This is a genomic window from Streptomyces johnsoniae (genome assembly GCF_031845565.1).
Classification (GTDB): domain Bacteria; phylum Actinomycetota; class Actinomycetes; order Streptomycetales; family Streptomycetaceae; genus Streptomyces; species Streptomyces johnsoniae.
Genome location: NZ_JAVREV010000003.1, coordinates 268,561 through 294,850 on the forward strand (window position 1 = coordinate 268,561; position 26,290 = coordinate 294,850).

23 protein-coding genes and 2 pseudogenes are annotated in these 26,290 nt (G+C 72.9%); 15 read left to right on the forward strand and 10 right to left on the reverse strand.

The annotated features are described in order from the left end of the window. Nucleotides 1-26: 26 nt before the first annotated feature. A complete protein-coding gene (locus RM779_RS07330; protein ID WP_394813239.1) occupies nucleotides 27-3,203 on the reverse strand; it encodes a glycosyl hydrolase 115 family protein in 3,177 nt (1,058 codons plus the stop codon). 681 nt (nucleotides 3,204-3,884) lie between these two features. Between RM779_RS07330 and RM779_RS07335 the strand changes: the two genes are divergently transcribed. Together RM779_RS07335 and RM779_RS07340 are read left to right on the forward strand one after the other, a co-directional pair. Next, nucleotides 3,885-4,175 carry a hypothetical protein gene (locus RM779_RS07335; RefSeq protein WP_311616840.1) on the forward strand — a complete coding sequence of 97 codons (291 nt, stop codon included), beginning with the start codon at nucleotides 3,885-3,887 and terminating at the stop codon, nucleotides 4,173-4,175. Between the two features lie 15 nt (nucleotides 4,176-4,190). Further along, the gene (locus RM779_RS07340; RefSeq protein WP_311616841.1) at nucleotides 4,191-4,913 is read left to right on the forward strand and encodes an ROK family protein; all 723 of its coding nucleotides are present in this window, start codon (nucleotides 4,191-4,193) and stop codon (nucleotides 4,911-4,913) included. A 1-nt stretch (nucleotide 4,914) separates the two neighbouring features. On the opposite strand, the gene RM779_RS07345 is transcribed toward RM779_RS07340, so the two are convergent. Continuing rightward, entirely contained in the window at nucleotides 4,915-6,606 is a 1,692-nt protein-coding gene (locus RM779_RS07345; protein WP_311616842.1) for an ABC transporter substrate-binding protein, read from the reverse strand. A gap of 250 nt (nucleotides 6,607-6,856) precedes the next feature. On the opposite strand from RM779_RS07345, the gene RM779_RS07350 reads away from it, so the two are divergent. The 3 genes from RM779_RS07350 to RM779_RS07360 are packed head-to-tail and all read left to right on the forward strand — an operon-like array spanning nucleotide 6,857 to nucleotide 8,312. Continuing rightward, nucleotides 6,857-7,114, forward strand: coding sequence for a hypothetical protein (locus tag RM779_RS07350; protein WP_311616843.1), 258 nt, complete (start codon nucleotides 6,857-6,859; stop codon nucleotides 7,112-7,114). Next, complete coding sequence (locus RM779_RS07355; protein WP_311616844.1) at nucleotides 7,111-7,374, forward strand: hypothetical protein; 264 nt, start codon at nucleotides 7,111-7,113, stop codon at nucleotides 7,372-7,374. Before RM779_RS07350 ends, RM779_RS07355 begins: the two co-directional genes overlap by 4 nt. Then, a complete protein-coding gene (locus RM779_RS07360; protein WP_394813240.1) occupies nucleotides 7,371-8,312 on the forward strand; it encodes a formylglycine-generating enzyme family protein in 942 nt (313 codons plus the stop codon). The genes RM779_RS07355 and RM779_RS07360 overlap by 4 nt, the downstream gene beginning before the upstream one ends. Here the strand turns inward: RM779_RS07360 and RM779_RS07365 are convergent. From RM779_RS07365 to RM779_RS07375, 3 genes are read right to left on the reverse strand one after another with little or no spacing between them, the layout of a single operon-like run. Continuing rightward, a complete protein-coding gene (locus RM779_RS07365) occupies nucleotides 8,309-10,132 on the reverse strand; it encodes an SMI1/KNR4 family protein (RefSeq protein ID WP_311616845.1) in 1,824 nt (607 codons plus the stop codon). The two genes, RM779_RS07360 and RM779_RS07365, sit on opposite strands and share 4 nt — an antisense overlap. A 40-nt stretch (nucleotides 10,133-10,172) precedes the next feature. Continuing rightward, entirely contained in the window at nucleotides 10,173-12,095 is a 1,923-nt protein-coding gene (locus tag RM779_RS07370) for an AMP-dependent synthetase/ligase (protein WP_311616846.1), read from the reverse strand. Between the two features lie 3 nt (nucleotides 12,096-12,098). Beyond that, the gene (locus RM779_RS07375) at nucleotides 12,099-13,451 is read right to left on the reverse strand and encodes an acetyl-CoA C-acetyltransferase (RefSeq protein WP_311616847.1); all 1,353 of its coding nucleotides are present in this window, start codon (nucleotides 13,449-13,451) and stop codon (nucleotides 12,099-12,101) included. A 108-nt stretch (nucleotides 13,452-13,559) separates the two neighbouring features. Between RM779_RS07375 and RM779_RS07380 the strand changes: the two genes are divergently transcribed. Further along, nucleotides 13,560-14,900 carry a 3-oxoacyl-ACP reductase gene (locus RM779_RS07380; protein ID WP_311616848.1) on the forward strand — a complete coding sequence of 447 codons (1,341 nt, stop codon included), beginning with the start codon at nucleotides 13,560-13,562 and terminating at the stop codon, nucleotides 14,898-14,900. Nucleotides 14,901-14,905: 5 nt separating this feature from the next. Next, entirely contained in the window at nucleotides 14,906-15,769 is an 864-nt protein-coding gene (locus RM779_RS07385) for a MaoC family dehydratase (protein WP_311616998.1), read from the forward strand. Nucleotides 15,770-15,781: 12 nt separating this feature from the next. On the opposite strand, the gene RM779_RS07390 is transcribed toward RM779_RS07385, so the two are convergent. Further along, nucleotides 15,782-16,432 carry a TetR/AcrR family transcriptional regulator gene (locus RM779_RS07390; protein ID WP_311616849.1) on the reverse strand — a complete coding sequence of 217 codons (651 nt, stop codon included), beginning with the start codon at nucleotides 16,430-16,432 and terminating at the stop codon, nucleotides 15,782-15,784. A gap of 70 nt (nucleotides 16,433-16,502) precedes the next feature. Between RM779_RS07390 and RM779_RS07395 the strand changes: the two genes are divergently transcribed. The 4 genes from RM779_RS07395 to RM779_RS07410 all read left to right on the forward strand — a co-directional run bounded on the left by RM779_RS07395 (nucleotide 16,503) and on the right by RM779_RS07410 (nucleotide 19,675). Then, nucleotides 16,503-16,961: an SCP2 sterol-binding domain-containing protein gene (locus RM779_RS07395; protein ID WP_311616850.1), complete on the forward strand. Its 459-nt coding sequence runs from the start codon at nucleotides 16,503-16,505 to the stop codon at nucleotides 16,959-16,961. 11 nt (nucleotides 16,962-16,972) lie between these two features. Beyond that, complete coding sequence (locus tag RM779_RS07400) at nucleotides 16,973-18,187, forward strand: acyl-CoA dehydrogenase family protein (protein WP_311616851.1); 1,215 nt, start codon at nucleotides 16,973-16,975, stop codon at nucleotides 18,185-18,187. Nucleotides 18,188-18,281: 94 nt separating this feature from the next. Then, complete coding sequence (locus tag RM779_RS07405; RefSeq protein ID WP_311616852.1) at nucleotides 18,282-19,070, forward strand: hypothetical protein; 789 nt, start codon at nucleotides 18,282-18,284, stop codon at nucleotides 19,068-19,070. A gap of 38 nt (nucleotides 19,071-19,108) precedes the next feature. Then, complete coding sequence (locus RM779_RS07410) at nucleotides 19,109-19,675, forward strand: TetR family transcriptional regulator (RefSeq protein WP_077058020.1); 567 nt, start codon at nucleotides 19,109-19,111, stop codon at nucleotides 19,673-19,675. A 72-nt stretch (nucleotides 19,676-19,747) separates the two neighbouring features. On the opposite strand, the gene RM779_RS07415 is transcribed toward RM779_RS07410, so the two are convergent. Continuing rightward, nucleotides 19,748-20,071, reverse strand: a complete 324-nt coding sequence (locus RM779_RS07415; protein ID WP_311616853.1) for a hypothetical protein — start codon at nucleotides 20,069-20,071, stop codon at nucleotides 19,748-19,750. 37 nt (nucleotides 20,072-20,108) lie between these two features. Next, nucleotides 20,109-21,077, reverse strand: coding sequence for an NmrA family NAD(P)-binding protein (locus tag RM779_RS07420; RefSeq protein ID WP_311616854.1), 969 nt, complete (start codon nucleotides 21,075-21,077; stop codon nucleotides 20,109-20,111). Between the two features lie 123 nt (nucleotides 21,078-21,200). Here RM779_RS07420 and RM779_RS07425 point away from each other — a divergent pair, with 123 nt between their 5' ends. The 3 genes and pseudogenes from RM779_RS07425 to RM779_RS07435 all read left to right on the forward strand — a co-directional run bounded on the left by RM779_RS07425 (nucleotide 21,201) and on the right by RM779_RS07435 (nucleotide 23,943). Then, nucleotides 21,201-21,767, forward strand: coding sequence for a TetR/AcrR family transcriptional regulator (locus RM779_RS07425; RefSeq protein WP_311616855.1), 567 nt, complete (start codon nucleotides 21,201-21,203; stop codon nucleotides 21,765-21,767). A 96-nt stretch (nucleotides 21,768-21,863) separates the two neighbouring features. After that, nucleotides 21,864-23,331 (forward strand): annotated as a pseudogene (locus tag RM779_RS07430) (aminotransferase class I/II-fold pyridoxal phosphate-dependent enzyme). 54 nt (nucleotides 23,332-23,385) lie between these two features. Further along, nucleotides 23,386-23,943, forward strand: coding sequence for a GNAT family N-acetyltransferase (locus RM779_RS07435; RefSeq protein WP_311616856.1), 558 nt, complete (start codon nucleotides 23,386-23,388; stop codon nucleotides 23,941-23,943). 70 nt (nucleotides 23,944-24,013) lie between these two features. On the opposite strand, the gene RM779_RS07440 is transcribed toward RM779_RS07435, so the two are convergent. Further along, a complete protein-coding gene (locus RM779_RS07440; RefSeq protein ID WP_311616857.1) occupies nucleotides 24,014-24,940 on the reverse strand; it encodes a helix-turn-helix transcriptional regulator in 927 nt (308 codons plus the stop codon). Next, nucleotides 24,934-25,680: an SDR family NAD(P)-dependent oxidoreductase gene (locus tag RM779_RS07445; protein WP_311616858.1), complete on the reverse strand. Its 747-nt coding sequence runs from the start codon at nucleotides 25,678-25,680 to the stop codon at nucleotides 24,934-24,936. Before RM779_RS07445 ends, RM779_RS07440 begins: the two co-directional genes overlap by 7 nt. Before the next feature lie 406 nt (nucleotides 25,681-26,086). Here RM779_RS07445 and RM779_RS07450 point away from each other — a divergent pair. Then, a pseudogene (locus RM779_RS07450) lies at nucleotides 26,087-26,278 on the forward strand (recombinase family protein); the annotation flags it as partial. Nucleotides 26,279-26,290 lie beyond the last annotated feature (12 nt).

Here is a 26,290-nt window from a genome sequence, read left to right on the forward strand (position 1 = left end):
CGCGGTGGGCCAAGGGCCGGCCGGGGTCAGTCGCGGGCGCGGGTGCTTTCCGGGGGGCCGAGGTAGCTGGGGTTGAGGCCGCCGGTGTCCACCACGAGTTTCTGGAGCACGACCGTCGGGTCGACCATCCAGAACTTCAGTACGTGGCGGCCCGGTTCTGCGACCGTGTGGGTGGTGACCGTCAGGTTGACGTTGTCGGACGTGTTGCGTTCCCACTGCTTGTTCATCGCGGTGTCGTCCGCGCCGGTCACCTCGGTGACGTTCACGGTCTGCGGCCCGGCCTCGTCGAACGACACGGCGTAGGAGAGCCCGTCGGTGGGCAGCACGTTGTTCCGCGGCGAGAGGTAGGCGTACACCCGCACCTCGCCGGTGGTGAACAGCGTCAGCTCGTACTCCAGGCGCGGCCCCCGGCCGCCAGGGGTCCGGCGGGCCGCGGTGACGGGGAACGGTGTCATGCCGTCGCCCGTCCGGCCGATGTCCGGGATGCGCTGCCAGCGCACGCCCGAGGTGTTCACCGCCCGGGAGTGGTGCGCGGCCTCGATCGACACGTAGCCGTTCGCCTCGATGAAGCCGGCCAGGCGCCGCCGCGGCACGTCGGGGTTCTCGACCACGGCGAGCACCTCGACGCGCACGCCGTCCGGTCCCGTCACCGTGATCGGCACCGTGGTGGTGCCGTGCGGGGCGGCGGTGAAGTCCACGGCGACCTCGGCACGCACCTGCGTCTCGACGGTGCCGGAGCTCTCGGTGACGGTCACCCAGGTCTCCGCCGGTTCGATGCGGTACGCGAACGGTGCCGCCCCGCGGTTGAACACCTCGATGTACTGCGCGGGCTGGCTCTGGAAGGGACTGAACGACGGCAGCCGCGCGGGGGTGTCCGCCGCGGGCCACCAGAGGGCGGAGCCGTCGATGGCGACTCCCATCTCCGGGCCCTCGGGCAGCTCGACGCGGCGCACCGGGGGGAACACCTCGTCGGGCAGCGCCACGTGGTCCGGTGTCTGCGGCTGCTGCCACGGCGCGTCGGGCCCGTACCGTTCGATGTCGCCGTAGCCGATCTTGGGCTGCGTCTGGAAGCCGGCCCACTTCCCGTCGGCCAGCGTGTTGTTGTAGTAGTCCGACATCGCCTGGTCGTCGGCGAACCTCGCGTCGGTCGCGTCGGCCATCTGGTTGGCCGCGGCGCGGCCCTGCGCGGCGTAGTGCAGCGAGGTGAACTCCGCGTGCCGCAGCGCGTAGAGGTTGGCGGTGGCCTCCACCTGGTACTGCACCAGCTGGTAGTAGGCGTCCTGGTGGGCCGCGTCCAGCTCGTCCCCGATGCGCTGCGTCTCGGCGTCGAGGCGCTCCCACGCCTCGGTGACGCGGTCGAGTTCGCGGTAGTGCTCGATGCTGAACGGCGTGGCCCGGTCGTCGTACACCACGGCGGAGGAGTCGGTGGCCGGGTCCTTGGCCGGGTCGAGGGTGATGCGGCGGTTGAGCAGTTCCGGCTTGCGGCGGGCCTGGAGCACGCCGTAGGTGTGCAGCACCTCGGCGATGGCCTCGGCGTGCCGCGGGCCGAAGCTCTGCTCCGCGTACTGCCGTTCCCACTCGGCGAGCCGGTCGATGGTCCAGCGTTCCGGGTCCCAGGCGTAGTCGAGGAAGAACTGGAGCGGCATCTCCTCGGCCTTCAGGTCGCCGACGTTGACGACCCACAGCCGGTCGATGCCCGAGCGGTAGGACAGGTGCAGCTGTTCCCAGGTGGAGGCCAGGTTGACGGTGTCGACCCACTTGTAGTTGCGCCCGCCGCCGACGTAGTCGAAGTGGTAGTACAGGCCGTAGCCGCCGGCGCGTTCGGCGAGGCGCCGTTCGGGGACCTTGCGCATGTTGCCCCAGTTGTCGTCGCAGAAGATGACGGTGACGTCGTCCGGGGGCCTGAGGCCCTGGTCCCAGTAGCGCTGCACCTCCTTGTACAGGGTCTGCACCTGCGGGATGGCGGTGAGGTCGTCCGCGCCGGTGACCTCGGCGAGGATGGCGCGCTGGCTCTCCAGGATGGACCGCATCAGGTCGATGCCGTCGCCGTCGGGCAGGCTGACGTCGCCGTTGCCGCGCATGCCGAGGGTGACCACGCCCTCGAAGTCCTGCTCGACCATGCGGCGGACGCCGTCGGCCCAGTACTGCTTGATCGCCTCGCCGTTGCGGCGGAAGCTCCACTCGCCGGTGCCGCCGTAGGGGTCGGTGCCCGGGGTGACGACGTTCCCGTCCTCGTCGCGCACGGCCGGGACGGCGTGCCGGTTCCACTCCTCGATGCCGCGCATCATCGGGGCCTCGTGCGAGGTGCCCATCACGATGCCGTACGCGGTTGCGGTGGCGTGGTTGTCCGGGTCGTCCTCGGCGAAGGCGCGGCCCCAGACGGCGGGCCACAGGTAGTTGGCCTTCAGGCGCAGCATGACCTCGAAGACCTTCGCGAAGAAGGCGCTGTTGAAGCCGTTGGGGAAGCCGGGCGCGTGACCGGGGCCGAAGAACGCGGGGGCCCAGGTGCCGAGTGCCGGGTTCTCGTCGTTGATGAAGAAGCCGCGGTACTTCACGGCCGGGGTGCCCTGGGTGTGGCGGCCCGGCAGGGCGTACAGCTCCGTGTGGGTGGGGGCGGGCACGTCGTCCCACCAGTACCAGGGGGAGACGCCCATCTGGCGGGACGCCTCGTAGGCGCCGAAGATGGTGCCGCGCTGGTCGCTGCCCGCGATGACGAACGCGCGGCGCACGCCGGGCAGCGGGTGGGCGACGACCTGCTGCCTGGTGGTCTCCCAGCGGCCGGCTATGCCGTCGACGTCCAGCTTGCCGGCCTCGATCAGGCCGTCGACGAGAGGGCTCCGGCCGATGGTGCCGACGATGACGACCTCGTCGTGGCGGCCGGTGACCTCATCGCGCATGAGGTCGGGCGCGACGCCGGTGACGCGTGCGATGTCGGCCGCGAGGTCGTCGGCGACGCGGAGCACGCCGGGGTGGTCCCGCGAACTCACCAGGACGGGCGCGGCTTTGCCGTTCGCGACGAGCGCGAGGCTGCCGGGCCGCCAGGACGTGGACACGAAGGTGCCGCGTGCCCCCCGGCCACCGGTGGCCGGGGCGGCGGTGAGGGTGGGGACGGCGGGTGCGGCGTGGGCGGCGGTGGGCACCGCGGTGGCGGCGACGGTCAGGGGGAGCAGACTGAGGAAGGAACGACGGCTCGTCAAGGTCATTCTCCGCCCGGAGGAAGGGGTGGCCGATAATTTTCAGAATGGTTCCGGAAGAAAGTAATGACGGGCCTGGCATGGGTCAATACTCCGTCACCGGCGTGATCCGTGCGGGGGTGGCAGTGGTTCGGTGACCTGGGCGAGCCTGGTGTGCTCCCGCTCTATGAAAAGTTTTCAGCAGTAGCGGTGGCAGTAGCGGTGGCAGCAGTAGCGGTGGCGGCAGCGGCCCGGCGGCGGATCAGTGCGGCGAATTCCGCGTGCCGTTCCAGATGCACTGCGTGCCGGGCGGCCGGCGAGTGCCCCTCGTTCGCCGGGGAGGCGTGCGCGCCCCTTGACGCCGATGCGGCGTACCCGGACAACCCGACGGGAAGCCCCTGCGGCGGGTCATCTCTGACCGTCGGCTGACCGATTGACACGAGGCCGCGGCGGCCCAGCCACGCATCCACGTCGTTCTCGCGGATTCGCCCCCGGTGGATCAGTCTCCTCCACCAGCCGTCGGGGGCGCGCCGGCCGCTTGTGGGGGCACTCCGGTCAGCGCGGCCGTCCGGCGCGGCTTGCGCCACATCCAGTACCGCCTCAGCCTCACCGACGGGTGCCCCACGGTGCCCGGCCTGGCACTCAGTCCCGGCTGGAGGCGGCAATATCACGAGTACAACACCGAAGATCGAGTGCTTGTACGCTGCGCCTGTGTACCCAGCGTTCGGACGGAGCGGCAGCCAGCTGACGATCAAGGCATGGGACGCGGTATCCCGTGCCGCCCGACCTGTTATCAGGGAGCTGCTGGTCACCGGCCCGCGGTCACGGACCGAACTCGCCCGTCGGCCGGGGCTGTCGACCGGCAGTCCGACCCGTCTGACGAAGCCCCTCGTGCGGTCCGGGCTCCTGGTGGAACGGGGAGTCCTCTACGACTCGATCAACGGCCGCCCCAGCCTTCCGCTGGACATCGTCGCGAGGAATTTCCACTTCTTCCGGGTGTAGGTGACGTCGGACTTGATGCACGGAGTCGTCACCGATCTGCGGGCCGAGGTGGTCGCAGAGCACGCCGAGCCACTCGGCGTCCGGACCCCCGAGGGAGTCGCCGCGCAGGCCAGGGATCTGATGGACCGGCTGGCACGGGAAAGCGAATCGCCCGTCGCCGCGGGTTTCACGATGGGCGGGAATTCTTCGGGCGGCGACCACACGGCGGAGCCGGCACTGTTCGACGCGCCCTGGCTGGACTGGTGGCAGGTTCCCTTGAAGTCCGTTCTGGACGACGCCATGGGCATCCCGTGCGTGGTCCGCAACGACGTTTTCGCACTCGCTTACGGTCAGCACTGGTTCGGCCTGACCCGCGGGCTCTCCGATTTCGCCATAGTCGCGGTCGGCCCCGGTATCGGATATGCCCTTTGCCTGAATGGTCGCGTCCTGGAGATCGCGGAGGAGGACGTCGTGCAATTCGGGCACCACATCCTGGACCCCGGCGGCCCGATGTGCCCGGTGGGCCACCGGGGCTGCGCCGCGTCGTATCTTTCGACAGGAGCGATCCTTTCGGCTGCGATCAAACCGTCTGTGAAGCCGGGGTCTTTCAGACGGAGGTTGCGCCATGGTGCGCCGGGGCGGTTGATCGACCAGCTCGTCGACCGCGCTCAGGCCGAGGGCAACCGGCAGCCTACGGACATCGCCGCTCGGTTGAGCCGGTGTCGCCAAGCCTTGCCGGAAGATGCCCCGACCCGTTGAGTCACTCCCCGCCGGCCGGGCGAATGTTCTTGAACACCTGTGCGCTGTCCGGGCTCGACCAGATGGCGGGGAAGGCGTACAGGTCGTCCTCGGTCGGCCAGCCGGTGAACCTGTCCGTGTTCCAGATGCTGACGGTGCTGTTCAGCAGGACGGGGATGTAGGGCATGTCCTGTTCGAGCGTGGTCTGGATGGTGTCGAAGTGGGGCTCCCGCGCCGCCGCGTCGTCCGGGTTGATGAGGCGCAGCTCATCGATCGCCGCGTCCACGTCCGGGTTGCCGTACCGGCCCCAGTTGATGTTGGCCGTCTCGCCGACCGGGACGGCGTTCGCCCCGGAGAAGAAGTTGGCGTACAGCCAGTAGGGGTCGGCCGTCGGGCCGGGGGTGAGCGAGTCGATGATCAGCTGGTAGTCGCCGCGGCCACGGGCGTCGGACCACTCGTTCCAGGAGGACTGCTGGGGGGTCAGCGCGATGCCGGCTTCCTGCAGCTGCTCGGCGATGGTGTTGACGGTCGTGATGTAGTCCGTCCAGCCGGAGACGACCCGCACCCCCAGCTCCAGCTGCTCGCCGTCCTTGGCGTAGATGCCGTCACCGTCGCGTTCCCAGCCGGCCTCCTCCAGGATCTGCGTGGCGCGCGCGATATCCGGCTCCATCGGGGCCGTTCCGTTCTCCAGGCCGCCGGAGACGTAGTCGCGGTCGGGCAGGCCGAAGCCGGGGGAGATCGGGGCGGCGACCCCCTGGTAGGCGAGCTGGTTGAGCTGGTCGCGGTTCATCGCGTAGTAGATCGCCTGCCGCACGGCCGGATCGGTCTGGGGACCCTCGCAGCCGAGCTCCACGCTGGAGCAGGTACCGAGCACGATCGGATACGTGTTCGCGATGGTGGCCGAGTAACCCGGGTACGCCTGCTCGACGTTGTCGAGGTTGGGCACCGGGCTGCTCAGCCAGTCGATCTGGCCGGCGGTCAGCGAGTCGGCGCCCGCCTGGTTCCCGGACAGGGCCCTCGACCGGATCGTCTGCACCGCCGGCTCGCCGTCCCAGTAGTCCGGGTTGGCGGTCATGGTGAACGTCTGTGCCCTGAACTCGCCAAGGGTGAACGGGCCCGTGCCGACCGGTTCGGCCATGGTGTCGGTCGAGGGGTCCTCGACGCCGGACCAGATGTGCTCGGGCACGATCCAGATCTTGCCCAGCAGGTTGGCGGCGTCCATGAAGGCCGGCTCGTCGAAGGCGACCGTGACGTGGGCCGGGTCGACGACCGTGGTCTCGCCGTCGAAGCCGACGCTGTTGATGGCCGGGTTCTCCCGCAGCATGTCGAAGGTGAACTTCACGTCGTCCGCCGTGAAGTCCTCACCGTCCGTCCAGGTCACCCCTTCGCGCAGGGAGATCGACAGCTCGGTCCCGTCCTCGTTCCAGGTGTACTCGGTGCCCAGCAGCGGGACCGGGTCCTCTTGACGCGCGGTGTTCAGGAAGAAAAGCGATTCGTAGATGGTGCCCGCACCTTCGAGCTTCGTCGGCGAGTACGGGTTGAAGTTCGCCTGGAAGTCACCGGCACCGCTGAATATCACCAGGGTGTCGGACTCGCCTCCGCCGCCGTCACCATCACTGTCGCCCGAGCCACCGCAACCCGCTGCCAGCAGGCCGCTCACCGCGAATCCCACTGTCGCTGTGCGGACCCGCCGCCATTTCACGTCCCGATCCATGAACGCTTCCCTTCGTGGGCGCCCCCTCCTTCGGGGGCTTGGGCGAGGTCGCCCGGCGCCGGGATTCTTCGGCCTCGCGGAAGTACGGTCAATGCCGAGAAAAGTCTGCCGTTACACCGTTACCGAAATGCAACGAAGCCGCACAGCTTCGAACAAAGTGCCTCAGGTCGCCTCCCTTGCGGAGGCAACCCAGTTGATCTGCTCCTTAGTTCTGCACTCTGGAGAGCGTGGAGCACACTTTCGCGCCAGCATGGATTTCGGACCAAAACCCGCCATGCCGACCGGCTCCGCGAGTGGGCCGCCGCCCCCCGCCCAGATCGCCCGCGCCGACGTGCACGGGGTGACGCTCAACAAGTCCGGTTACGGCGGCGATGTCGTCGAGCTGATAGGGAACGGCTTTCGCACCACCGTCGAACTCACCGTCGGCGCCGCCCTGCTGCTCGTCGTTACGCTCACTCTCGGCTTCACCCTCATCGCCGAAGCCCTGAACAAGGGAGTACGCCGTTGAACGCGCCCCCGGCATCGCCGGCGAGTCAGGCCCTGGTGGTCAACCTGCTGACCGACCCCCAGGAACGCCTCGGCCTGGCCATGGTGTTCATCGCTCACGGCCTCGCCGTCGTGCGCCAGGTCAGCCACCGCATCGCCGCGATGCACCGCGGCCGGATCGTGGGGACCGGGCCCGCCGCCGACGTCTGCGACCGGCCGGCCCACGCCTGCACCCGCCCCGTGCTGGCCGCCGCACCCGCGGGCACGGCGGTGGCCTCATGAGCGCCTGCTGTGGCCCCGCCCGCGAGGGCGTGGCCGCGGCGGCGTCCGCGCGGCGCACGCCCGGGCCCGCGCCGGGTGGCCGTCCGGCGCGCGCACAGGTCACGCTGCCCGGCGGCATGTTCCTCATGGGCGACCACTTCGCCGAGGGCTACCACGCCGATGCCGAGGGCCCGGTGCGCCAGGTGCGGGTCGCGCCGTTCCGCATTGACACCACCGCCGTCACCAACGCGGCGTTCGCGGCCTTCGCCGACGCCACCGGCTACGTCACCGACGCCGAACGCCTCGGCAGCTCCTTCGTCTTCCATCTGCTGCTCGCTCCCGGCGCGCGGCGGCACGTCCTGGGCCGGGTGCCGCAGGCCCCCTGGTGGTTCGGCGTCGCGGGCGCCCACTGGCGGGCCCCCGAGGGCCCCGGCTCCGACCTCGGCGACCGCGCCTCCCACCCCGTGGTGCACGTATCCCACGACGACGCGTTGGCGTACTGCGCCTGGGCGGGCGCGCGGCTGCCCACCGAGGCCGAATGGGAGTACGCCGCCCGCGGCGGCACCGAGGGCCTGCGCTACCCCTGGGGCGACGAACTGGCCCCGGGCGGCCGGGAGATGTGCAACATCTGGCAGGGCGACTTCCCGCGGCGTTTCCGCGGCACCCCCGCCAGGCCGCACCCGGGCACCGTGGCGGCCGACGCGTACGGGCCGAACGGCTTCGGACTGTTCAACATGTCGGGGAACGTCTGGGAGTGGTGCGCCGACTGGTTCGCCCCCGGGCAGAAGGCCATTCGCGGCGGCTCCTACCTGTGCCACGCCTCCTACTGCAACCGCTACCGGGTGGCAGCCCGTTCGCACAACACACCTGACTCCTCGACCGGTCACGGCGGCTTCCGCTGTGTCCAGGACGCGGCCGAGGACGCGGCCCCGGCGGAGCCGGCGTGCGGCCTCGGCTAGGACCGGGGCCAGGAGGCCGCCGTCGTCGAGTGAACCGAGCGCAGGTCCTCCGCCAGCTCGGTGCGCCACGCGGCGGTCAGCCGGGCCGACAGCACGGGCGCGGCGGCGGCCTCGACGGGAAGCAGCGCGAAGCGGCGCAGCGCGGCCCCGGCTATCGACCGGTGGGACCACGCGGTGCGGTCCTCCGCGGTGATCCCCTCCGGCACCGCCGCGCGCCGGTCCCGGAGCCTCCCGCCCGCGGCCCTCGCCTCCGCGTCAAGCGTCCGTAACCGTATCCCCAGCGGGTCGTCGTCCGTCACCGGGACGGCCTGACCGCTGTCCAGCAGGGCGAGTGCGGGCGGGACCTCCGGATGGGTGTCGAGGCCCGTTTCCGCGGCCAGGCGGCGCAGTTGGGCCAGTAGGGCGGCGCGCAGCCGCGGGCGGTCCGTGTCAGCGATCAGGGCGCCGAGGTCGAAGCCCCGGACGTCCCGCACAGGGCGGCTCGCGCGCTCGGGCAGGTCGGACAGCACCGGGAGCAGCAGTCCGCTCAGCAGCGGCGCGTCGAAAGCCTCCTCCTGGTCGAAGACGATGCCGAAGCGGTCCCGGAGGGAGCCGAGCAGCTCGGCGTGGGCCGTGCCGGCGGCGGGCCAGGGGTCGATCCCGGCGCGCTGGATCAGCCGGCCGTCGGCGAGTCGCTGGTAGTCGGTGCGCGGCGAGCGCGCGGTCTCCCCGCCTGCTGCCGGGGCCCCGTCCTCCCAGACGGTGAGCCGGACTTCACCGCCCTGCCTCCACAGGGCGACGGCCCGCGTGCCGGCGGAGACCCGCCGCAGCACCTCCGGCCTGCGGCACTGTCCCGTCTCGTGGTCGGGCGGCTCCTCCAGGGCGAACGTCCAGTCACCGCAGGAGCCCACCCGCACCATCGGCCGTGCGGCGGCCCAGGAGCCGGCGGCGGCATGGGCCGCCTGCCCGCGAGAGCGCTCGCGCACCGTGTCCGGCACGGCGCCCATGCGTTCGAGCAAGGCGGCCGGGCCCAGTCTCGCCGCGAATACCAGAGTCCGCGGCACCGGCGGAGGTACCGTCCCGGGCCGGCCGACCGTCACGCGCAGTACGGGCCCCGGCCGGTGCCGCGGCTGCGCTGGCGCCGCGGGCGGCTCGGGCTCGGACGGCTCCCCGTCGGCGCCAGCCAGCGCGAGCGGGGAGCGCGGGTGCGGTATCACCCGCGTCTCGTCGTCCCACAGCAACCGGCCTTCGTGGGTGACCGGCATCTTGCGGCCGATGGGCAGGCGCCGCTCCAGGCTGTCGGCGAAGGCGGCCAGCAGGTGCCGTAGCGACATCCACGAGGTGAAAGACGGCGCGTCCTCGTTGAAATAGCGTCCGATGCGGCCGTGGTACTCGCCGTCCCGCAGGGTCAGGAAGAGGCCGTCCTGCGCTTCCCATCCGATACCGCGGGTGATCAGCAGCCACTCGCGGCGCCAGAACGCGGCCAGCTCCTCGTCCAGGCCGCGCATCCCCGGGGCCGGGGGCAGGTCCGCGTCGACCGATCGCAGTAACTCGGCGTCGCGCACCAGGTGGTCGAGGCTCGCGAACGGCCCGTAGGAGCCGAGGACCGGTGCGCCCGCGTGCTCCTCCGTGCCGTCGTGGCACCGCAGCGACGCCACCAGATCGGGTGTGAATGCCAGGCCGAGCCGCCGCTCGGCCGCCTCGATGTCCGCCTGCCGCGCGGGCGGGCGCAGCAGTGCCGCACTCGCCGGTGCGTGCCGCGCCAGCCAGGTGTCGATTCTGGTCCAGGACACGTCGACCGGCGGCCAGGAGGACGAGTCGGTGACACTGTGTGAGTTCATGCTGTGACCGTAACCCCCGCCACTGACAGTCACCCCGCGGTCAGTCTCCGTACAGCCGGGCGACCTCCCGTGCGTAGGCGTCGGCCACGGCCGCGCGTTTCACCTTCAGGGAGGGGGTGAGCAGTCCGTTCTCCTCGGTGAACTCGCCCGGCACGATGGTGAACGCGCGGATCGACTCGGCGCGTGAGACGGCCTCGTTGGCGTAGTCCACGGCGCGCTGCACGTCGGCCCGCAGCTCCGGGTCGGCGCACAGCTCGGAAACCGGGGTGTCCCGCGGGCGTTTGCGCACGGCCAACCAGTGGTCCAGCGCGTCGCGTTCGAGGGTGACGAGGGCGGCGACGAACGGCCGTCCGTCGCCGACCACCATGCACTGGCCCACCGGCGGACGGCTGCGCAGCCGGTCCTCCAGCACGGCCGGGGAAACATTCTTGCCCCCGCTGGTGACCAGGATGTCCTTCTTCCGCCCGGTGATGGTCAGGTAGCCGTCCTCGTCGAGGCCGCCGAGGTCCCCGGTCGCGAACCACTCGCCGTCGCGGGCCGCGGCCGTCGCGGCCGGGTCGTTCCAGTAGGCGCCCGCGACGACGCCGCCGCGGATCAGGACTTCGCCGTCGTCGGCGATGCGCACCGCGGTGCCGGGCACGGGCAGGCCGACGGTGCCCGGCCGCGGCGCCAGCGGCGGGACGAGCGTGGCGGCCGAGGTGGTCTCGGTGAGGCCATACCCCTCGTACACGACGATGCCGCAGCCGAAGAAGAAGAGGTTCAGCCGCCGGTCGAGGCGCGAACCGCCGCTGATGGCGTAGCGGACCCGGCCGCCGAGCGCCTTGCGGACCCTGCGGTAGACCAGCAGGTCGTACAGGCCCTTCGCCAGCCGCAGCCCGGCGCCAGGACCCGGCCCCGTGCCCCGGTAGGCGGCGAGCGCGGCCTCGCCGTAGGCCACGCCGATGCGGTCGGCACGCGCGAAGGAGGCGCCGCGGCCGAGCCGTTCCGCCGTGGCCCGCCCGGTGTCGTGGATCTTCTCGAAGAGGTAGGGCACGCCGACGAGGAACGTGGGCCGGAAGGAGGCCAGTTCGGGCCGCAGCTCGTCGGGTTTGACGCTGGGGCAGTGCCCGATCTCGATGCGCGCGGACAGGCACGCGATCTGGATGGTGCGGCCGAGGACGTGGGCCAGCGGCAGGAACACCAGGGTGGCCGGCTTCAGTCCGGTGACCTCCTCGAAGACCGGTTTCAGCATCTGGACCAGGTTGGCCGCCTCGGCGTGCAGGTTGCCGTGGGTGATGACGCAGCCCCGCGGGCGGCCCGTCGTGCCGGAGGTGTACACGAGGGTGGCGGTGCTGCCGGGGCCGAGGGCGGCGCGGCGCGCGGTCACCTCCGTATCGGGCACGTCCCGGCCGAGGGCGGCCAGTTCGTCGAGCGCGCCCTCGTCGATGACCCACAGCCGGGGCCGCGGCCCCGCGCCGGGCTCCTCGGCCGCCGCGCGCGTGGCCGCGGCGTGCTCCGCGGTCTCCACGACGGCGAAGGCGGCGCCCGAGTCGCGCAGAATCCACCCGATCTGCGCGGCCGACGACGTCGCGTACACGGGAACGCTCTGGCCGCCCGCCGCCCAGATGGCGAAGTCGAGCACCGTCCATTCGTAGGAGGTGCGGGCCATCAGCGCGACCCGGCCGCCCGGCGCGAGGCCGGCGGCGATGAGGCCCTTGGCGGTGGCCCGTACCGCGTGGGCGAACTCCGCCGCGGTGACCGGCGTCCACCGGCCGCCGGTGCGGCGCCGGATGACGACGGCGCCCGGCGCCTCGGCGGCGTTGGTGAACGGGATGTCGGCGGTGCTGCCCGACACCGGCGGATCGACCAGCGGCGGCACGCGCACCTCGCGCACCGTGCCGTTCTCGCGGACCAGTTCCGGCGGCGCGCCGTGGCCGGGGCCGCGGCGGCGGCGCGCGCGTTTCAGATCCCGCTGTGCTCCCATGCGTCAGCTCCCTTGCCGGCTTTCGAGGATGGCGGTCACGCCGAGCCCGCCCGCGGCACAGACCGACACCAGCCCGCGCACGGGCTCCCCGCCGCCGGGCCCGGCGGCGGGCCCGGCGGCGCGCTCGGTGGCGCGCTCGGTGGCGCGCTCGTGCAGCAGCTTGGCGAGGGTGGCGACGACGCGGCCGCCGGTGGCGGCGAACGGATGGCCGGTGGCGAGCGAGGAACCGGCGACGTTGAGCCGGTCCGGGTCCAGCGGCCCGAGTGGTGCGGCGAGATGGAGGCGGCGGGCGCAGAAGCCGGGGTCCTCCCAGGCGGCGAGCGTCGCGAGCACCTGGGAGGCGAACGCCTCGTGGATCTCGTACAGGTCGAGGTCGCCAGGCGCGAGGCCCGCGTCGGCGAGCAGCCGCGGCACGGCGTGCACGGGGGCGGTCAGCAGCCCGTCGGGCCCGCCGGTGAAGTCCACGGCGGCGGTGCGCGCGTGCGTGAGGCGCGCCCGTACCGGGAGTCCGCGCGCCGCCGCCCACTCCTCGCTGGCCAGCAGCACGGTCGCGGCGCCGTCGGTCAGCGGGGTCGAATTGCCGGCCGTCATGGTGGCATCGTCGCGGTCGGTGCCGAACACCGGGCGCAGCCGCGCCAGTTGTTCCTCGCTGCTGTCGGGGCGCAGGGCCTGGTCGCGGGCCAGGCCGCGGAACGGGGTCACCAGGTCGTCGAAGAAACCGCGTTCCCAGGCCGCGGCCAATTTGCGGTGTCCCGCGGCGGCGAACCGGTCCTGCGCCGCGCGGGAGATGCCCCACTCGGCCGCGGTGCGCGCCGCGTGCTCGCCCATGGAGAGACCGGTGCGCGGCTCGGCGTTGCGCGGGATCTCCGGCACGAGGTGCCGCGGGCGCAACGTGGCCAGGGCCCGCAGGCGGCGGGGGAGGGAACGTTCCCTCCTGGCCCGCAGCAGGGTGCGGCGCAGCGTGTCGTTCAGCGCGAGCGGCACGTCGCTCGCGGTGTCCACGCCGCCCGCGATGCCGCAGTCGATCTGCCCGAGGGCGATCTTGTTGGCGACGAGGATGACGGCCTCAAGTCCGGTGCCGCACGCCTGCTGCACGTCGTAGGCGGGGGTGCGGCGGTCCAGGGCGCTGCCGAGCACGGTTTCCCGCGCGAGGTTGAAATCCCTGCTGTGCTTGAGCACCGCGCCCGCGACGAACTCGCCCAGCAGGGCCCCGTGGAGCCCGTACCGCTCGACGAGGCCGTCCAGTGCCGCGGCGAGCATGTCCTGGTTCGAGGCGGTGGCGTACGGCCCGTCGGAGCGGGCGAAGGGGATGCGGTTGCCACCGACGATGGCCACCGGTCGCCCGGCCGCTGTCATGGCGGTCTCGCTTTCTGACGGTGCCGGCTCGTGGGTGGCCGGCTTGTGAGGGGCCGGCCGACTCACTTAACTTCTCAGTAGACTTACCCTGGAGTAGGGAGGAAATCAATGGCCGACAGGTATCTCTCCTTCGCCACCAGCCGCGTCGGCGGCCGGGTGGCCGCGCGACTCGGCCTGCCCCGCCCGGCGCGGCTCGGGCGGTACCGGCCCGGACAGCCCGTCGCCCGCGGGCCCGTCGTCCTCGGCCACGCCGCGGACCCGCGCGCCGTCAAGTCGTTGCGAGCCGTCCTCGACCGCTGCGGTGCCACGGTGCAGGAGCATCCCGGCCGTCCTGGCGCGCTCCTCCTCGACGCCACCGGCATCACGGCCACCGGCCAACTCGCCGCCGTGCACGCCTTCTTCCACCCGCGCATCCGCAGCCTCCTGCCGAACGGCCGGGTGCTCGTCCTCGGCTCCCCGCCCGAGTCGGCCGCCACCCCGGGCGCGGCCGCCGCCCAGCAGGCCCTGGAAGGGTTCGTCCGCTCCCTCGGCAAGGAGCTGCGGCACGGCGCGACCGCGCACCTGCTCCTGATCGCGCCGGGCGCCGAGGAGGCGATGGAGTCCACCGTCCGCTTCGTGCTCTCCGCGCGTTCCGCCTACGTCTCGGGGCAGCCCCTGCGTCTGGCCGCGGAAGTCCCCGCCAAAGTCCCCGCCGAGGTCCCCGCCGACTGGGACCGCCCGCTGGACGGCCGCACCGCGCTCGTCACCGGCGCCGCCCGCGGCATCGGCGCGGCCGTCGCCGAGACGCTGCACCGCGACGGCGCCCGGGTGCTGTGCCTGGACGTGCCGGGGCAGCGGGACGAACTGCACGCGCTCGCCGACCGCCTCGGCGGCACCGCGCTCGCCCTCGACGTGACCGCGGACGACGCCGTCCCGCGCATCGCCGCCCACCTCGGCGAGGAGCACGGCGGCGGCCTCGACATCCTGGTGCACAACGCGGGGGTCACCCGCGACAAGACGCTCGGCCGTATGGACGCCGACCGCTGGCACACGGTCCTCGACGTCAACCTCGCGGCCGTCGAGCGGCTGACCGAGGGGCTGCTCCCGGCGGTGCGCGACGGCGGCCGGATCGTCGCCACCTCCTCCATCAGCGGACTCGCGGGCAACGCCGGGCAGACCAACTACGCCGCGAGCAAGGCCGGGGTGACCGGGCTCGTCCGCGCCTTCGCCCCGGCCGTCGCCGCCCGCGGCATCACCGTGAACGCCGTCGCGCCGGGCTTCATCGAGACGCGCATGACCGCCGCGGTGCCGCCGCTCGTCCGGCAGGCGGGCCGCCGCCTGAACAGCCTGGGGCAGGGCGGCCTGCCCGTCGACGTCGCCGAGGCCGTCGCCTACTTCGCCTCGCCCGGCACGGGCGCCGTCACCGGCCAGGTGCTGCGGGTGTGCGGCCAGGCCCTGATGGGGGCGTGAGGCGCATGCTCGCCTCCTACGCGCGCGCCCTGCTGCTGCCCCGGCGCGGCAGCGGCCCCCTGCCGGAACGGCGGCTCGAACGGCGGGGCGTCGCCCCGGACCCCGGCCGCCTGGCCCGCTATGCGCGGATCTGCGGCTTCGAGGGCACCGACCCGCTGCCCGTCACCTATCCGCAGGTGCTGGCGTTCCCCCTGGCCATGTCGCTGATGTCGCGGCGGGACTTCCCGTTCCGGCTGCCGGGCCTGGTGCACATCGCCAACCGCGTCGAGCAGCTGCGGCCCCTCGCCCCGCGGGAGCCGCTCACCTACCGCGTGGCGGCGGGGCGGCCCGAGCCGCACCCCAGGGGCACCGCGTTCGACGTGCTGACCGAGGCCGTGGACACGGCGGACGCCCCGGTGTGGCGTTCCGCCGCCACCTACCTGCGCCGCCACCCCGTGGACGGAGCCGGGCCCGTGGACGGAGCCGGGCCCGGGGGCGCGGCCCCGGAGCACGCCGCGCGGGGCGCGGAGCCGCGGGCCGAACGGTGGACGGTGCCCGCGGACACCGGCCGCCGCTACGCGGCGGTGTCAGGGGACCGGAACCCGATCCACCTCCACCCGCTGACGGCCCGCCCGTTCGGCTACCGGCGCGCCATCGCGCACGGCATGTGGACGGCGGCGCGCTGTCTCGCGGCGGCCCTGCGGGCGCGGCCGGACGCGTTCCCCGGCGCCTACACCGCCGAGACGGCGTTCCACAAGCCCCTCGCACTGCCCGCGGATGTGACGTTCCTGCTGTGGGAGTCGAGCCCGGCGCTCGGCTTCGCGCTGCGCCCCGCCGCCGGTGGCCCGGCCGAACGCCCGTACCTGCGGGGCCACGTCGAGGCGTCCTGAGCCCGCTCGCGGTCAGGCGTCGTGCTGCGGCGGCACCCACACCTCGCCGACCAGCACATTGCGCATGCCCACCCACATCACGTTCATCAGGCGGACCGTGACCCGCTCCGGCGGCTCGCCGGGGTGGCGCTCCATCCAGTCCGTCAGCGAATCCGCCGCGCCCACCAGGGCGTGGGCGACGAAGTCGGCCTCCTGCTCGCCGAGCCGGTCCGCCTCGCCGCCCTTGGTGATGCCGTCCCGCACCAGCCCGTTGACCTCCGCCATCACCGAACGGCGGGCATCCGCGATCTCCTGCGCGATGGCCTCGCCCTGCTCGGGGGCCTGCCGGTGCAGCACCACCCAGCTGTCGCGGTGCTCGGCCACGAAGGCGAAGAACGCGCCGAGCCCCGCCCACAGCCGCTGCTCGGGGGAGTCACCGGCCTGCGCCGCCTCCCGGAACGCCGCTGCCAGGCGCTGCGACTCGCGGCGGACGCACGCGATGAACAGGCCCTCCTTGGAGCCGAGATACAGGTACACCATCGGCTTGGAGATCCCGGCGAGGTCGGCGATCTCGTCCACCACGGCGGCGCGGTAGCCGCGTTTGGAGAAGACGCCGAGCGCCGCGTCGATGATCTCCTGCTCGCGCACGCTCCGGGGCAGCCGCCGTCTCCGTTTGTCGGTCACCCTTGCCAGCCTACCTACGCCGCGCCTAATCTTACTCTTTAGTAAGTTTACTTCAGGGTAAGGAAGTCTGATGGCAGAACCCACGCCCGACCTGGCCGGTCTCGACTTCGGCAGCGTCACCCCCGAGGAGTTCGCCGCCCTGGTCAGGAAGCTTTCCGCCAAGGAGCTGGCCGGACTGATGCGGGGGGAGCTGCGCACCCGCGTCCTGGCCGAGGTGTTCGGCCGCATGGAGCGCCAGTTCCGCCCCGAGAGCGCCGGATCGCTGAACGCCGTCATCCGCTGGGAGATCACCGGCGAGCCGGTGGTCGTGTACGAGACGGAGATCGCCGACGGCACCTGCGCCGTCCGCGCGGGCCGTTCGGACGCCGCGCCGCGCGCGACGCTGACCATGGGCGACGTGGAGTTCCTCAAACTGGTCTCCGGCAACGGAAGTCCGGTCACGATGTTCATGACCCGCAAGCTCAAGGTCGCAGGCGACGTCGGGCTCGCCTCCGGCCTCACCCGCCTGTTCGACATCCCGAAGGGCTGAGTGATCTCCTCGTGAGCGGATTCTCCCTCGACCTCACCGAGGACCAGCGCGACGTCCGCGACTGGGTGCACGGCTTCGCCGCCGACGTGGTGCGCCCCGCGGCGGCGGAGTGGGACGAACGCGAGGAGACCCCCTGGCCCGTCATCCAGGAGGCCGCCAAGATCGGCTTGTACGGCTTCGAGTCGCTGGCCGAGATGTTCGGCGACCCCTCCGGGCTCACCCTGCAACTCGCCAACGAAGAGCTGTTCTGGGGCGACGCGGGCATCGGCATGGCGCTGTTCGGCACCTCGCTCGCCGTCGCCGGCATCTTCGCCGCGGGCACCCCCGACCAGCTCGCGGAGTGGGTGCCGCAGTGCTTCGGCGACGCCCGGCAGCCGAAGGTGGCCGCGTTCTGCGTCTCCGAGCCCGAGGCCGGCTCCGACGTCTCCGCCATGCGCACCCGCGCCCGTTACGACGAGGCCAAGGACGAGTGGGTGCTCGGCGGGCAGAAGGCGTGGATCACCAACGGCGGCATCGCCGACGTGCATGTCGTCGTCGCCTCCGTCGAGCCGGGGCTCGGGTCGCGCGGCCAGGCCGCGTTCGTCGTGCCGCCCGGCACCCCGGGCCTCGAAGGCAACCGCAAGATCAAGAAGCTCGGCCTGCGCGCCTCGCACACCGCCGACGTCTTCCTCGACGACGTGCGCGTGCCGGGGCACTGCCTGCTCGGCGGCAGGGAACGCCTGGAACGGCGGCTGGCCAGGGCCCGCGAGGGCGGCCGGGCCAAGGGGCAGGCCGCCATGGCCACCTTCGAGGTGTCCCGCCCCACCGTCGGCGCCCAGGCCCTGGGCATCGCGCGCGCCGCCTACGAGTACGCGCTCGAGTACGCGGGCGAACGCGTCGCCTTCGGCCGCCCCATCGTCGAGAACCAGGCCATCGCCTTCGCGCTCGCCGATCTGCGCACCGAGATCGACGCCGTCCGCCTGCTGATCTGGCGCGCGGCGTGGATGGCGCGCGGCGAACGGGAGTTCACCGCGGGCGAAGGCTCGATGGCCAAGCTCCGCGCGGGCGAACTCGCCGTCACGGCCACGGAGAAGGCCGTCCAGATCCTCGGCGGCGCCGGCTACAGCAGGGAACACCCGGTGGAGCGCATGTACCGCGATGCGAAGATCTACACCATCTTCGAGGGCACGAGCGAGATCCAGCGCCTGGTGATCGCCCGGGCCATCTCCGGCCGTCAGATCCGGTGAGACCGGGCGGGGGCGCCCGCGCCTCGCCGCCGCCACCGGCCCGGCGGCGGCGAGGCGTGCGGGCCGGGGCCCGCGACCGACGGGAACGGTGAGAATGACGCTGCCACCACTGACGCTGCCGCCACACCTCGCCCGCGCCCTGGCCACGCGCGACGCGCCGGGGCCGCCCGTGCACGCCGTCGAAGTCGGTGGGTCGTCCGTGCAGAGCACCGTGTTCGCGGGCGGAACGGTGGAGTTCGCCGAAGGCCCCCGGCCGGCCGCGGACCCCGGTCCTTTCGGTCTGGCCGCTCCCGGTCTCGTGGTCGACGGGCGCGTGCGGGGGGCCACGCAGCTGGGCTGGGACGACGTCGAGGCGTGGCGCGAACTCGGCTACCCGCGCCGTCCCGACGTGTCGATGAACGACGCCGACGCCGCCGCGCTCGGCGAATGGCTGCTGCGGGCGGAACGGCCCGGCAGCCTGCTCTACGCGGGGATCGGAACGGGCCTCGGCGGCTCGCTGATCACCGGCGGCGAGGTCGTCGACGTCCCGCTCAGCCACCAGACCGGCTTCGGCGAGGCCGTCTGCGACGGCTGCCGCGCGCCGGGGTGCCTCAACGCCCGCATCGGCGGTCAGTACCTGCCGCGCCGCCTCGACGCGGCGGACAAGCGGCGCGTGGTGGACCTGCTCGCCACCGCGATCGGCCGCGCCGGAGTGCCGCGGGGCACGGTCGTCGTCCTCGCGGGCGGGCTGGTGCGGCGCACTCATCCGGATCTCGTCGCGGCCCTGCGGAGCCGCCTCGGGGGCGCGTACTCGGTGGAGGGCTCGGCGGCGCCCGCGGCGGCCAAGTCCGCCGCGTACGTCGGTCTGCTCGACCGCCTGGTCGGGGAGGGGCGGACCGGCTGAACGCCTGTCCGGAACGGGCGTTCATCTAGGCTGGGGGGATGGGACACCGGGAACGGCTGATGGCCGGGGCGAAGCGCTGCCTGGAGGAGCGGGGTTACGCGAGGACCACCTCGCGGGACCTCGCGGCGGCGGCCAACGCGCCGCTCGGCGCGATCAATTACCACTACGGGTCCAAGGAGGCGCTGCTCAACGCCGCGCTGCTGGAGGCCGTCTTCGAGTGGGGCGAGCGCGCCATGCCCGCCGCGGCCGGGCCGGGTGAGGACTCCGACCGCATCGAGGCGCTGTGGTCGCGGATCATCGCCTCCATGAAGGACGAGCGTCCGCTGCTGGTGGCGACCACCGAGGCGTTCGCCCAGGCGGAGCGCGCCCCGGAGATCCGGCAGCAGATCGCCGACGCCATGGAACGGGCGCGACCGCGGCTCGCCGCCCAGCTGCACGGCGAGGAGATGGCGGACGACGAGGAGACCGCACGCGCGGTCGGCTCGGTGCACATGGCCCTCGTCGCCGGGCTGACGCAGCAGATGCTCGTCGATCCGGAACGGACGCCCGGCAGCCGCGAACTGGCGATCGGCCTGCGCGCCATCGCCAGAAGCCTGGAGGCGTAGCCCTCCTCGACCCGGCCGCCCGCGCACCGTGCCCCCGGGGCGGAGGCTCCGCGCGCCGTGGGGCGGCCGGGGTCATGGCTCCCCGCCGGGCCGCGGTGCGGTGGGGCGCACGTCCGCCCGGCACACCAGGCAGGTCTCGATCCGGCTGCCGTGCTCGGCCACCACGCGCCGCGCGTCGGCCAGGTGCAGATCCGGCGCACCGGGGCACCAGCAGCCCGCGCGGTGGAGCACACCGCGCCGCGGCTCGCCCGCCGCGGTGCGCATCCACTGCACCCACCAGCGCGGCCCCGCCCGTTCCTCGGCCTCGTCGATGGCCTCCCGGACCGCGCTGAGCTGGCGCTCCAGCCAGGTGGCGAGAGCGTGCAGGCGGGGCAGGTCGGACGGTAGTTCGCTCACACGTTCGATATTAGGGGCTCCGGCACGAGGCCGCGGGTCAGGAGGCGGTGGGGCGGTTCGCGGGTGTGTGGGACCGCACGCGTTCCCGCGTGTGTTCCCGCAGGTGTTCGTGCGCCCATGCGTCGAAGCTGGTGAGCGGGATGCCGAGGTCCCTCGCGTACCGCGGGCGGGCCGGCTGGCCGGCCACGTTCAGCCACGCGTGGGCGGTGCCCATCGGCGGCATTCCGGCGGCCAGGGCCTCCTCCTCGGTCATGTCCGGCGCGGACACGTGCGTGCCCAGGGCACGGGAGAGGACCTCGGCGATCTCCGTCATCGACAGGTGCTCCCCGGCCAGCTCCAGCTCGACCCCGTGGAACCGTTCCGGCGCGGCGATGGCCGCGGCGGCGGCCCCGCCGATGTCCTGTGTCGCGATCAGGGACAGCCGGGTCCCGGGGTGCAGGATGCTCACCAGGCCGCCCTCGATGCCGCGCGGGAAGAGGAACGCCATCGAGGGGAGGAAGTTCTCCATGAAGAAGCCCGGCTTGAGCAGCGTCCAGCGGGGGAAGCCGGCCGCGCGGACCCGGTCCTGGATCGCGCTCTTGGCGTTGAAGGACGGCTCCACGGTCCAGCGTCCCTCGGCCCAGCCGGGAGTTTCGGTGTGCTGGCCGGCGCCGGTCACGGACGTGTGCACGAACTGCGGCACTCCGGCCGCCTTCGCGCCCTCGACGAGGTTGATGCCCTGGGTCACCTCGCCCTCGAAATCGAAGCCCTCCGCCGTCATGGCGGGCATCTGCACGGAGAAGACGGCGCGGGCGCCCCGGGCGGCCCGGACCACGGAATCGCGGTCGTGAAGGTCGCCGGTGACCAGTTCGGCGCCCAGCGCCTCGACGGCCCCGGCCCGGTCGGTGGCCGGGTCGCGTACCAGGGCGCGGACGGGAACGCCCGCCGCGAGCAGGGCGCGGGCGACCGAGCCGCCCTGCCTGCCGGTGGCGCCGGTGACCAGGACGGGCGCGGAATCTGCGGACATGATGCTCCTCGGGTTCTCGGGTTCTCGGGTTCTCGGGAAACTCGTAAACGGCGGGGCCCGCCGTTTATGTTTCCGATACGATACGGCGGACCCCGCCATTTGGCGAACCCGGAGGTGACGGCCATGCCCGAACGCCAGCGCGCCGACGCCCGGCGCAACTACGCGCGGATTCTCGCCGTGGCCGAGGCAGAGGTCGCCGCCCACGGGCCCGGCGCTTCCCTGGAACAGATCGCCCGCACCGTGGGCGTCGGCTCGGCGACCGTGCGCAGGCACTTCCCCACCCGCCGCGCACTGCTGGAGGCGGTCTCCCGGAAACGGATCGAGGCCCTGTGCGTCCGCGCCCACCACCTGACCGGCGCGGGCGACAGCCGGCAGGCGCTGCTGGACTGGCTGAACGACGTCGTCGCCTACTGCGTCTCCGCCCGGGGGCTGGCCGCCGCGCTGGCCTACGACGGCGCCGAGTCGGAGCCGATCCACGAGAACAGCTGCTCGGCGGCGCTCGAAGAGGCCGCGGGCCCGCTGCTGCGCCGCGCCGCGCGGGATGGCGCGGTGGCCGCGGACGTCACCATCACGGACCTGATCACGCTGATCGTCGGCATCGCCCTGGGCACGGAGCACCACCCCGACCCCGCCGCCCGGGCGGCAGGGCTGTTCCGGCTGGCCGTGGCGGGCGTGAGCCCGCGGCGCTGAAACCGACTCCGCCGCCACGGGACGCCGCCAGCCGCCCGCCGCCCGCCGGGAGACCGGCGACCGTTTTGCAGCCACCCTGGCGGCAAGGAGGCCCGTATGGACCACGCACGCGCACCGGTACTCGAGGCCCTGGCCGCCTACCACGACGGCGGGCAGCTCCCCTTCACGCCGCCCGGGCACAAGCAGGGCCGCGGCGCCGACCCCCGGGTCCGCGCGGTGCTCGGCGACGCGGTCTTCCGTTCCGACGTGCTCGCCATCGCCGGGCTCGACGACAGAACCTCCTCGCACGGTGTCCTCGACGAGGCCCAGCGGCTGATGGCGGACGCGGTGAGCGCCGAGCACACCTTCTTCTCCACCTGCGGCAGCTCGCTGTCGGTCAAGGCGGCCATGCTGTCCGTCGCGGGCCCGCACGAGAAGCTGGTGATCGGCAGGGACGCCCACAAATCGGTCGTCTCGGGGCTCATCCTCTCCGGCGTCCGGCCGATCTGGGTGGACCCGCGGTGGGACCCGGACCTGCACCTCGCGCACCCGCCCGCCCCCGAGACGTTCGAGGCCGCGTTCGCCGCACACCCGGACGCGCGCGGCGCCCTCGTGACCTCGCCCACGCCCTACGGCACCTGCACCGACCTCGCCGCCGTGGCCGCCGTCTGCCACGCCAGGGGCCGCCCGCTGATCGTCGACGAGGCGTGGGGGGGCACACCTGCCCTTCCACCCCGGCCTCCCGACCTGGGCCATGGACGCCGGGGCCGACGTGTGCGTGACCTCCGTCCACAAGATGGGCTCCGGCCTCGAACAGGGCTCCGTCTTCCACCTCGGCGGCGACCTCATCGCCCCGGCCGTCCTCAAGGCCAGGGCGGACCTGCTCGGCACCACCAGCCCCTCTGTCCTCCTCTACGCGGCGCTGGACGGCTGGCGGCGGCAGATGGTCCAGCACGGCCGTGCGCTGTACGACGACGCGCTGGACCGCGCCGCGCGCGTCAGGCGGCAGATCGAGGACATCGACGGCCTTCACGTCCACGGGCGGGCGGACTTCTGCGCCCCGGGGCGGGCCGCCGACCTCGACCCGCTCCAGGTCATCATCGATGTCGGCGGACTCGGGACCAGCGGCTACCGCGCCGCGGACTGGCTGCGCGAGCACCACCGCATCAACCTGCACGTTTCCGACCACCGCCGTGCCAGCGTCCAGCTCACGCACGCCGACGACGAGGCGAGCGCCGCCGCGCTGCTGGACGCCCTCCGCGACCTCGCGGCCCGCGCCGGCACCCTGCGCCCCGCACCCCGCGTCGACGTACCCGACCCGGCGCACCTGCGCCTCGACCAGGTGATGCTGCCGCGGGACGCCTTCTTCGGCCGGGCCGAGCAGGTGCCGTCCGACAAGGCCGCGGGGCGCGTCACGGCCGAAATGCTCACGCCCTACCCGCCGGGCATTCCCGCCGCGCTGCCCGGCGAACGGCTCACCGACGACGTGCTGCGCTACCTGCGCACCGGCGTCGAGGCCGGCATGGTCGTGCCCGACGCGGCCGACCCCTCGGTGCGCGGCATCCGCGTGGTCGCCGAGGACTGACCCCGGCGGCATAACCGTTCGACACGCCTCCCGGCGCGGGGCCACGATGCCCCCGTGACCGGCACCCACCGCACCCACCGCACCCGCCGCACGGCGCGCCTCCGCCTCGAACCCATCGGCCCCGAGCGGGAGAACGACCTGTACCGCCTGCACCAGGACCCCGGCATCGCCCGCTGGTACGGCGCCTGGTCGACCGAGGACGCGCGCGCCGCCGCGGCAGCCATGGGGCGGGCCTGGCGCACCGAGGGCATCCACAAATGGCTGGCCTACGACCGCGGCACCGGCGAGCTGATCGGGCGCGGCGGCCTCTCCTTGGCCGAGGTCGACGGCGCCCGCCGCCTGGAGATCGGCTGGGCGGTCCGCGAGGCCCTGTGGGGCCGCGGCTACGCGAGCGAAATCGGCCGCGAGGGTGTGGCCTGCGCCTTCGGAGAACTCGGCGCGACCGAACTGGTCTCCTTCACCGAGACCCGCAACGCCCGCTCCCGCGCCGTGATGGAACGCCTCGGCTTCCACCACACCCGCGACATCCGCCATGCCGACGACGACTTCGCCCTCTACACCCTGCGGCCGCACCAGGACGGCGGCCCGCGCAAGCCGCCGCAACACCGCTAGGAGCCGCTAGGAGGAAATCCGTGCGCGCCAGCCGATGCGGTGCGGCGGCAGGCCCCCGCCCGTTCAGCTCTCAGGACATCGGCGCGGCGTGTGCTCGCCGGTAGACCGAGGGCGGCACGCCCGCGGTTCGCCGGAAGGCGGTGCTGAACGAGCTGGGCGAGGCGTAGCCGAGCCGCGCGGAGAGCACGGTGACACTGGTGTTGCTGTGCCGGAGGGCATGTTCGGCCAGGACGATGCGCCAGCGATGGAGATAGGCGAAGGGGGTGACCCCGCTCGTTCGCCGGAAGCTCTCCGCGAACCTTGTCCTGGACATCGTGGCCGCTCGCGCCAGTTGCTCCAACTGCCAGGACCGGCCCGGGTCGTTGTGCATGAGCCGCACAGCGGGGCGCAACTGCTCGTCCGCGAGAAGCCGGAGCCATCCCGGAGGAAGATCGGTCCGGCCGGCGGACGCGCGCAGCGATTCGAGCACGAGGAGCTGCGCATACTGCGCCACGGCGAACCCGGAGCCGGCCTCGCTGCCCGAGGCTTCTTCGAGCAGGAGACCCAGAACCGCGCGCAGTCGGCGTGCCGCAGGGGCCGCGCCGTGGATGTGGTTGACAGGAAGCAGCCCCGGGTACAGCAACTCGCGTCCGGTAGGACCGAGCTGGACGTGTCCGCCGACGACCGTATCCGCCTGCTCAGCGGTGTCGAGGAGGGACCGGGACCACCCCACCGGCGGGGGGATCTCTCGCGCTGCCCCCAGCGGTGAACCGCCGCGGAGCGCGAGCCGGGAGCGGTGGCTGAGAATGGCGACGTCGCCTTCCCTCAGGTGCGTCGGGGCTGCGCCGTCGGTATGCAGGTGAGCGCGCCCGCGTAGCACCGCGACGATCTTCACGGCGTCGGTGACTTCACCGCAGCACACCCATGGCGCGCTCGCGGCGAACCCACCCGAGATCACGCCCCGGATCTCGACGTGGCGGAAGACGTCCGCGAGGTAGTCCTCCGACAACGTCACCATCCCAGAGGCTTGCCGTCCCGGTGGAACCCGCCCCGCGGGCCGTCGTCGGGCAGCGTCGCCGCCCACACGACCCCCGGCGCGCTCTCCTCGACCGGCCGCGCTCCCAGCGCCTCCGCGCCGGGCACGGTGGCCGTGACATCGGGACATACCGCATTGACCACGATCGCGGTATCGGCAAGCTCTGCCGCGAGGGCGGCGGTCAGGGCGTTCACCGCTGCCTTTCCGATGGCGTGGCCGGCGTAGCGCCCGCCGGCGGCAGCCAGCCCGTAGCGGCTGTCCGAGTGGGAGCCCGCACCCGAGCTGACGTTGACCACTCGCGCTCCGGGCGCGCGCCGTAGCAGCTTGAGAGCACTGATCGTCATACGCCACGTGCCGAAGAGGTCCACCTCGACCACGCTCATGGCCGATCGCAGGTCGGCGCCCGTCACTGTCTCGTTCCGCTGCGGGTGCGCCGCGGCGTTGTTGACGAGGATGTCGAGCCGTCCTTTCGTCGCCTCGACGGCCCGCAGCGCCAGATCCACCGACGCCTGGTCGGTGATGTCGAGCGCCACCGGCAGCGCGTTGACCCCTTCTACCCCCCGCACGGCAGCCTCGGCCTTGTCGGGGTCGCGCGCTCCGACCAGGACATCGATCCCCAACTGAGCGAGCTGCCTCGCGACTTCGAGCCCGATCCCGTGCGCGGCACCGGTCACCAAGGCGACAGGCACGACCGGCGTCTGGGAACGCTGGTGTTCAGTCATGGCTCCAGTGTGGTGCCGGAGTCCAGGGCATCACCATCGCTGCCGGTCCGGACTTCCTTGGCCTCCGTACAGCATTGCTCTGAGCTGCCGGCCCCCGGAAGTCAGCGTTCGGCCAGGCAGAATTCGTTGCCCTCGGGGTCTCCGATCGCATGGAACTACATGTTCTGTGAGGTCCGGAAGTGGCAGCATCAACGCAGGTCAGCGCGGCCAAGCATCCTGTGCGCTCCCCGAAGCGCATGGAGACAGGTTCGCAGCCCCGTGTTCTGTCCGCCATCCGTCTGAGCGTCGCGACCGACGAGACCACCTCGCCCGGTCGGCAGCGTGAGGCGAACGAGAGGGCCGCCGCGTCGTTGGGGCGGCGATCGTGGGCGAGGCTGAGGACCTGGACGTGTCGGCGTCCAAGACGATGCCGTTCGAGCGTCCCGACGACTTCGACGTGATCGTCTGGTGGCGCCTTGACCGTGCCGTACGGTCCCTGGCCGACATATCCGCGCTGGTGGGATGGGCGCGTAAGTACGGTAAGCGGGTGGTGTTCGCGGAAGGGCCGGGCGGCGCACGGCTCGAACTCGACATGAGCAACGTCGTTGGCGATCTGATCGCCACCCTGTTG

Coding starts and splice junctions, on each gene's coding strand:
- RM779_RS07420 (WP_311616854.1), bottom strand. CDS start 21,077: ATGTCCGCAGATTCCGCGCCCGTCCTGGTCACCGGCGCCACCGGCAGG.
- RM779_RS07410 (WP_077058020.1), top strand. CDS start 19,109: ATGGGACACCGGGAACGGCTGATGGCCGGGGCGAAGCGCTGCCTGGAG.
- RM779_RS07385 (WP_311616998.1), top strand. CDS start 14,906: ATGCTCGCCTCCTACGCGCGCGCCCTGCTGCTGCCCCGGCGCGGCAGC.
- RM779_RS07340 (WP_311616841.1), top strand. CDS start 4,191: ATGCACGGAGTCGTCACCGATCTGCGGGCCGAGGTGGTCGCAGAGCAC.
- RM779_RS07360 (WP_394813240.1), top strand. CDS start 7,371: ATGAGCGCCTGCTGTGGCCCCGCCCGCGAGGGCGTGGCCGCGGCGGCG.
- RM779_RS07425 (WP_311616855.1), top strand. CDS start 21,201: ATGCCCGAACGCCAGCGCGCCGACGCCCGGCGCAACTACGCGCGGATT.
- RM779_RS07350 (WP_311616843.1), top strand. CDS start 6,857: ATGGATTTCGGACCAAAACCCGCCATGCCGACCGGCTCCGCGAGTGGG.
- RM779_RS07365 (WP_311616845.1), bottom strand. CDS start 10,132: ATGAACTCACACAGTGTCACCGACTCGTCCTCCTGGCCGCCGGTCGAC.
- RM779_RS07405 (WP_311616852.1), top strand. CDS start 18,282: ATGACGCTGCCACCACTGACGCTGCCGCCACACCTCGCCCGCGCCCTG.
- RM779_RS07370 (WP_311616846.1), bottom strand. CDS start 12,095: ATGGGAGCACAGCGGGATCTGAAACGCGCGCGCCGCCGCCGCGGCCCC.
- RM779_RS07445 (WP_311616858.1), bottom strand. CDS start 25,680: ATGACTGAACACCAGCGTTCCCAGACGCCGGTCGTGCCTGTCGCCTTG.
- RM779_RS07345 (WP_311616842.1), bottom strand. CDS start 6,606: ATGGATCGGGACGTGAAATGGCGGCGGGTCCGCACAGCGACAGTGGGA.
- RM779_RS07440 (WP_311616857.1), bottom strand. CDS start 24,940: ATGGTGACGTTGTCGGAGGACTACCTCGCGGACGTCTTCCGCCACGTC.
- RM779_RS07380 (WP_311616848.1), top strand. CDS start 13,560: ATGGCCGACAGGTATCTCTCCTTCGCCACCAGCCGCGTCGGCGGCCGG.
- RM779_RS07330 (WP_394813239.1), bottom strand. CDS start 3,203: ATGACCTTGACGAGCCGTCGTTCCTTCCTCAGTCTGCTCCCCCTGACC.
- RM779_RS07375 (WP_311616847.1), bottom strand. CDS start 13,451: ATGACAGCGGCCGGGCGACCGGTGGCCATCGTCGGTGGCAACCGCATC.
- RM779_RS07395 (WP_311616850.1), top strand. CDS start 16,503: ATGGCAGAACCCACGCCCGACCTGGCCGGTCTCGACTTCGGCAGCGTC.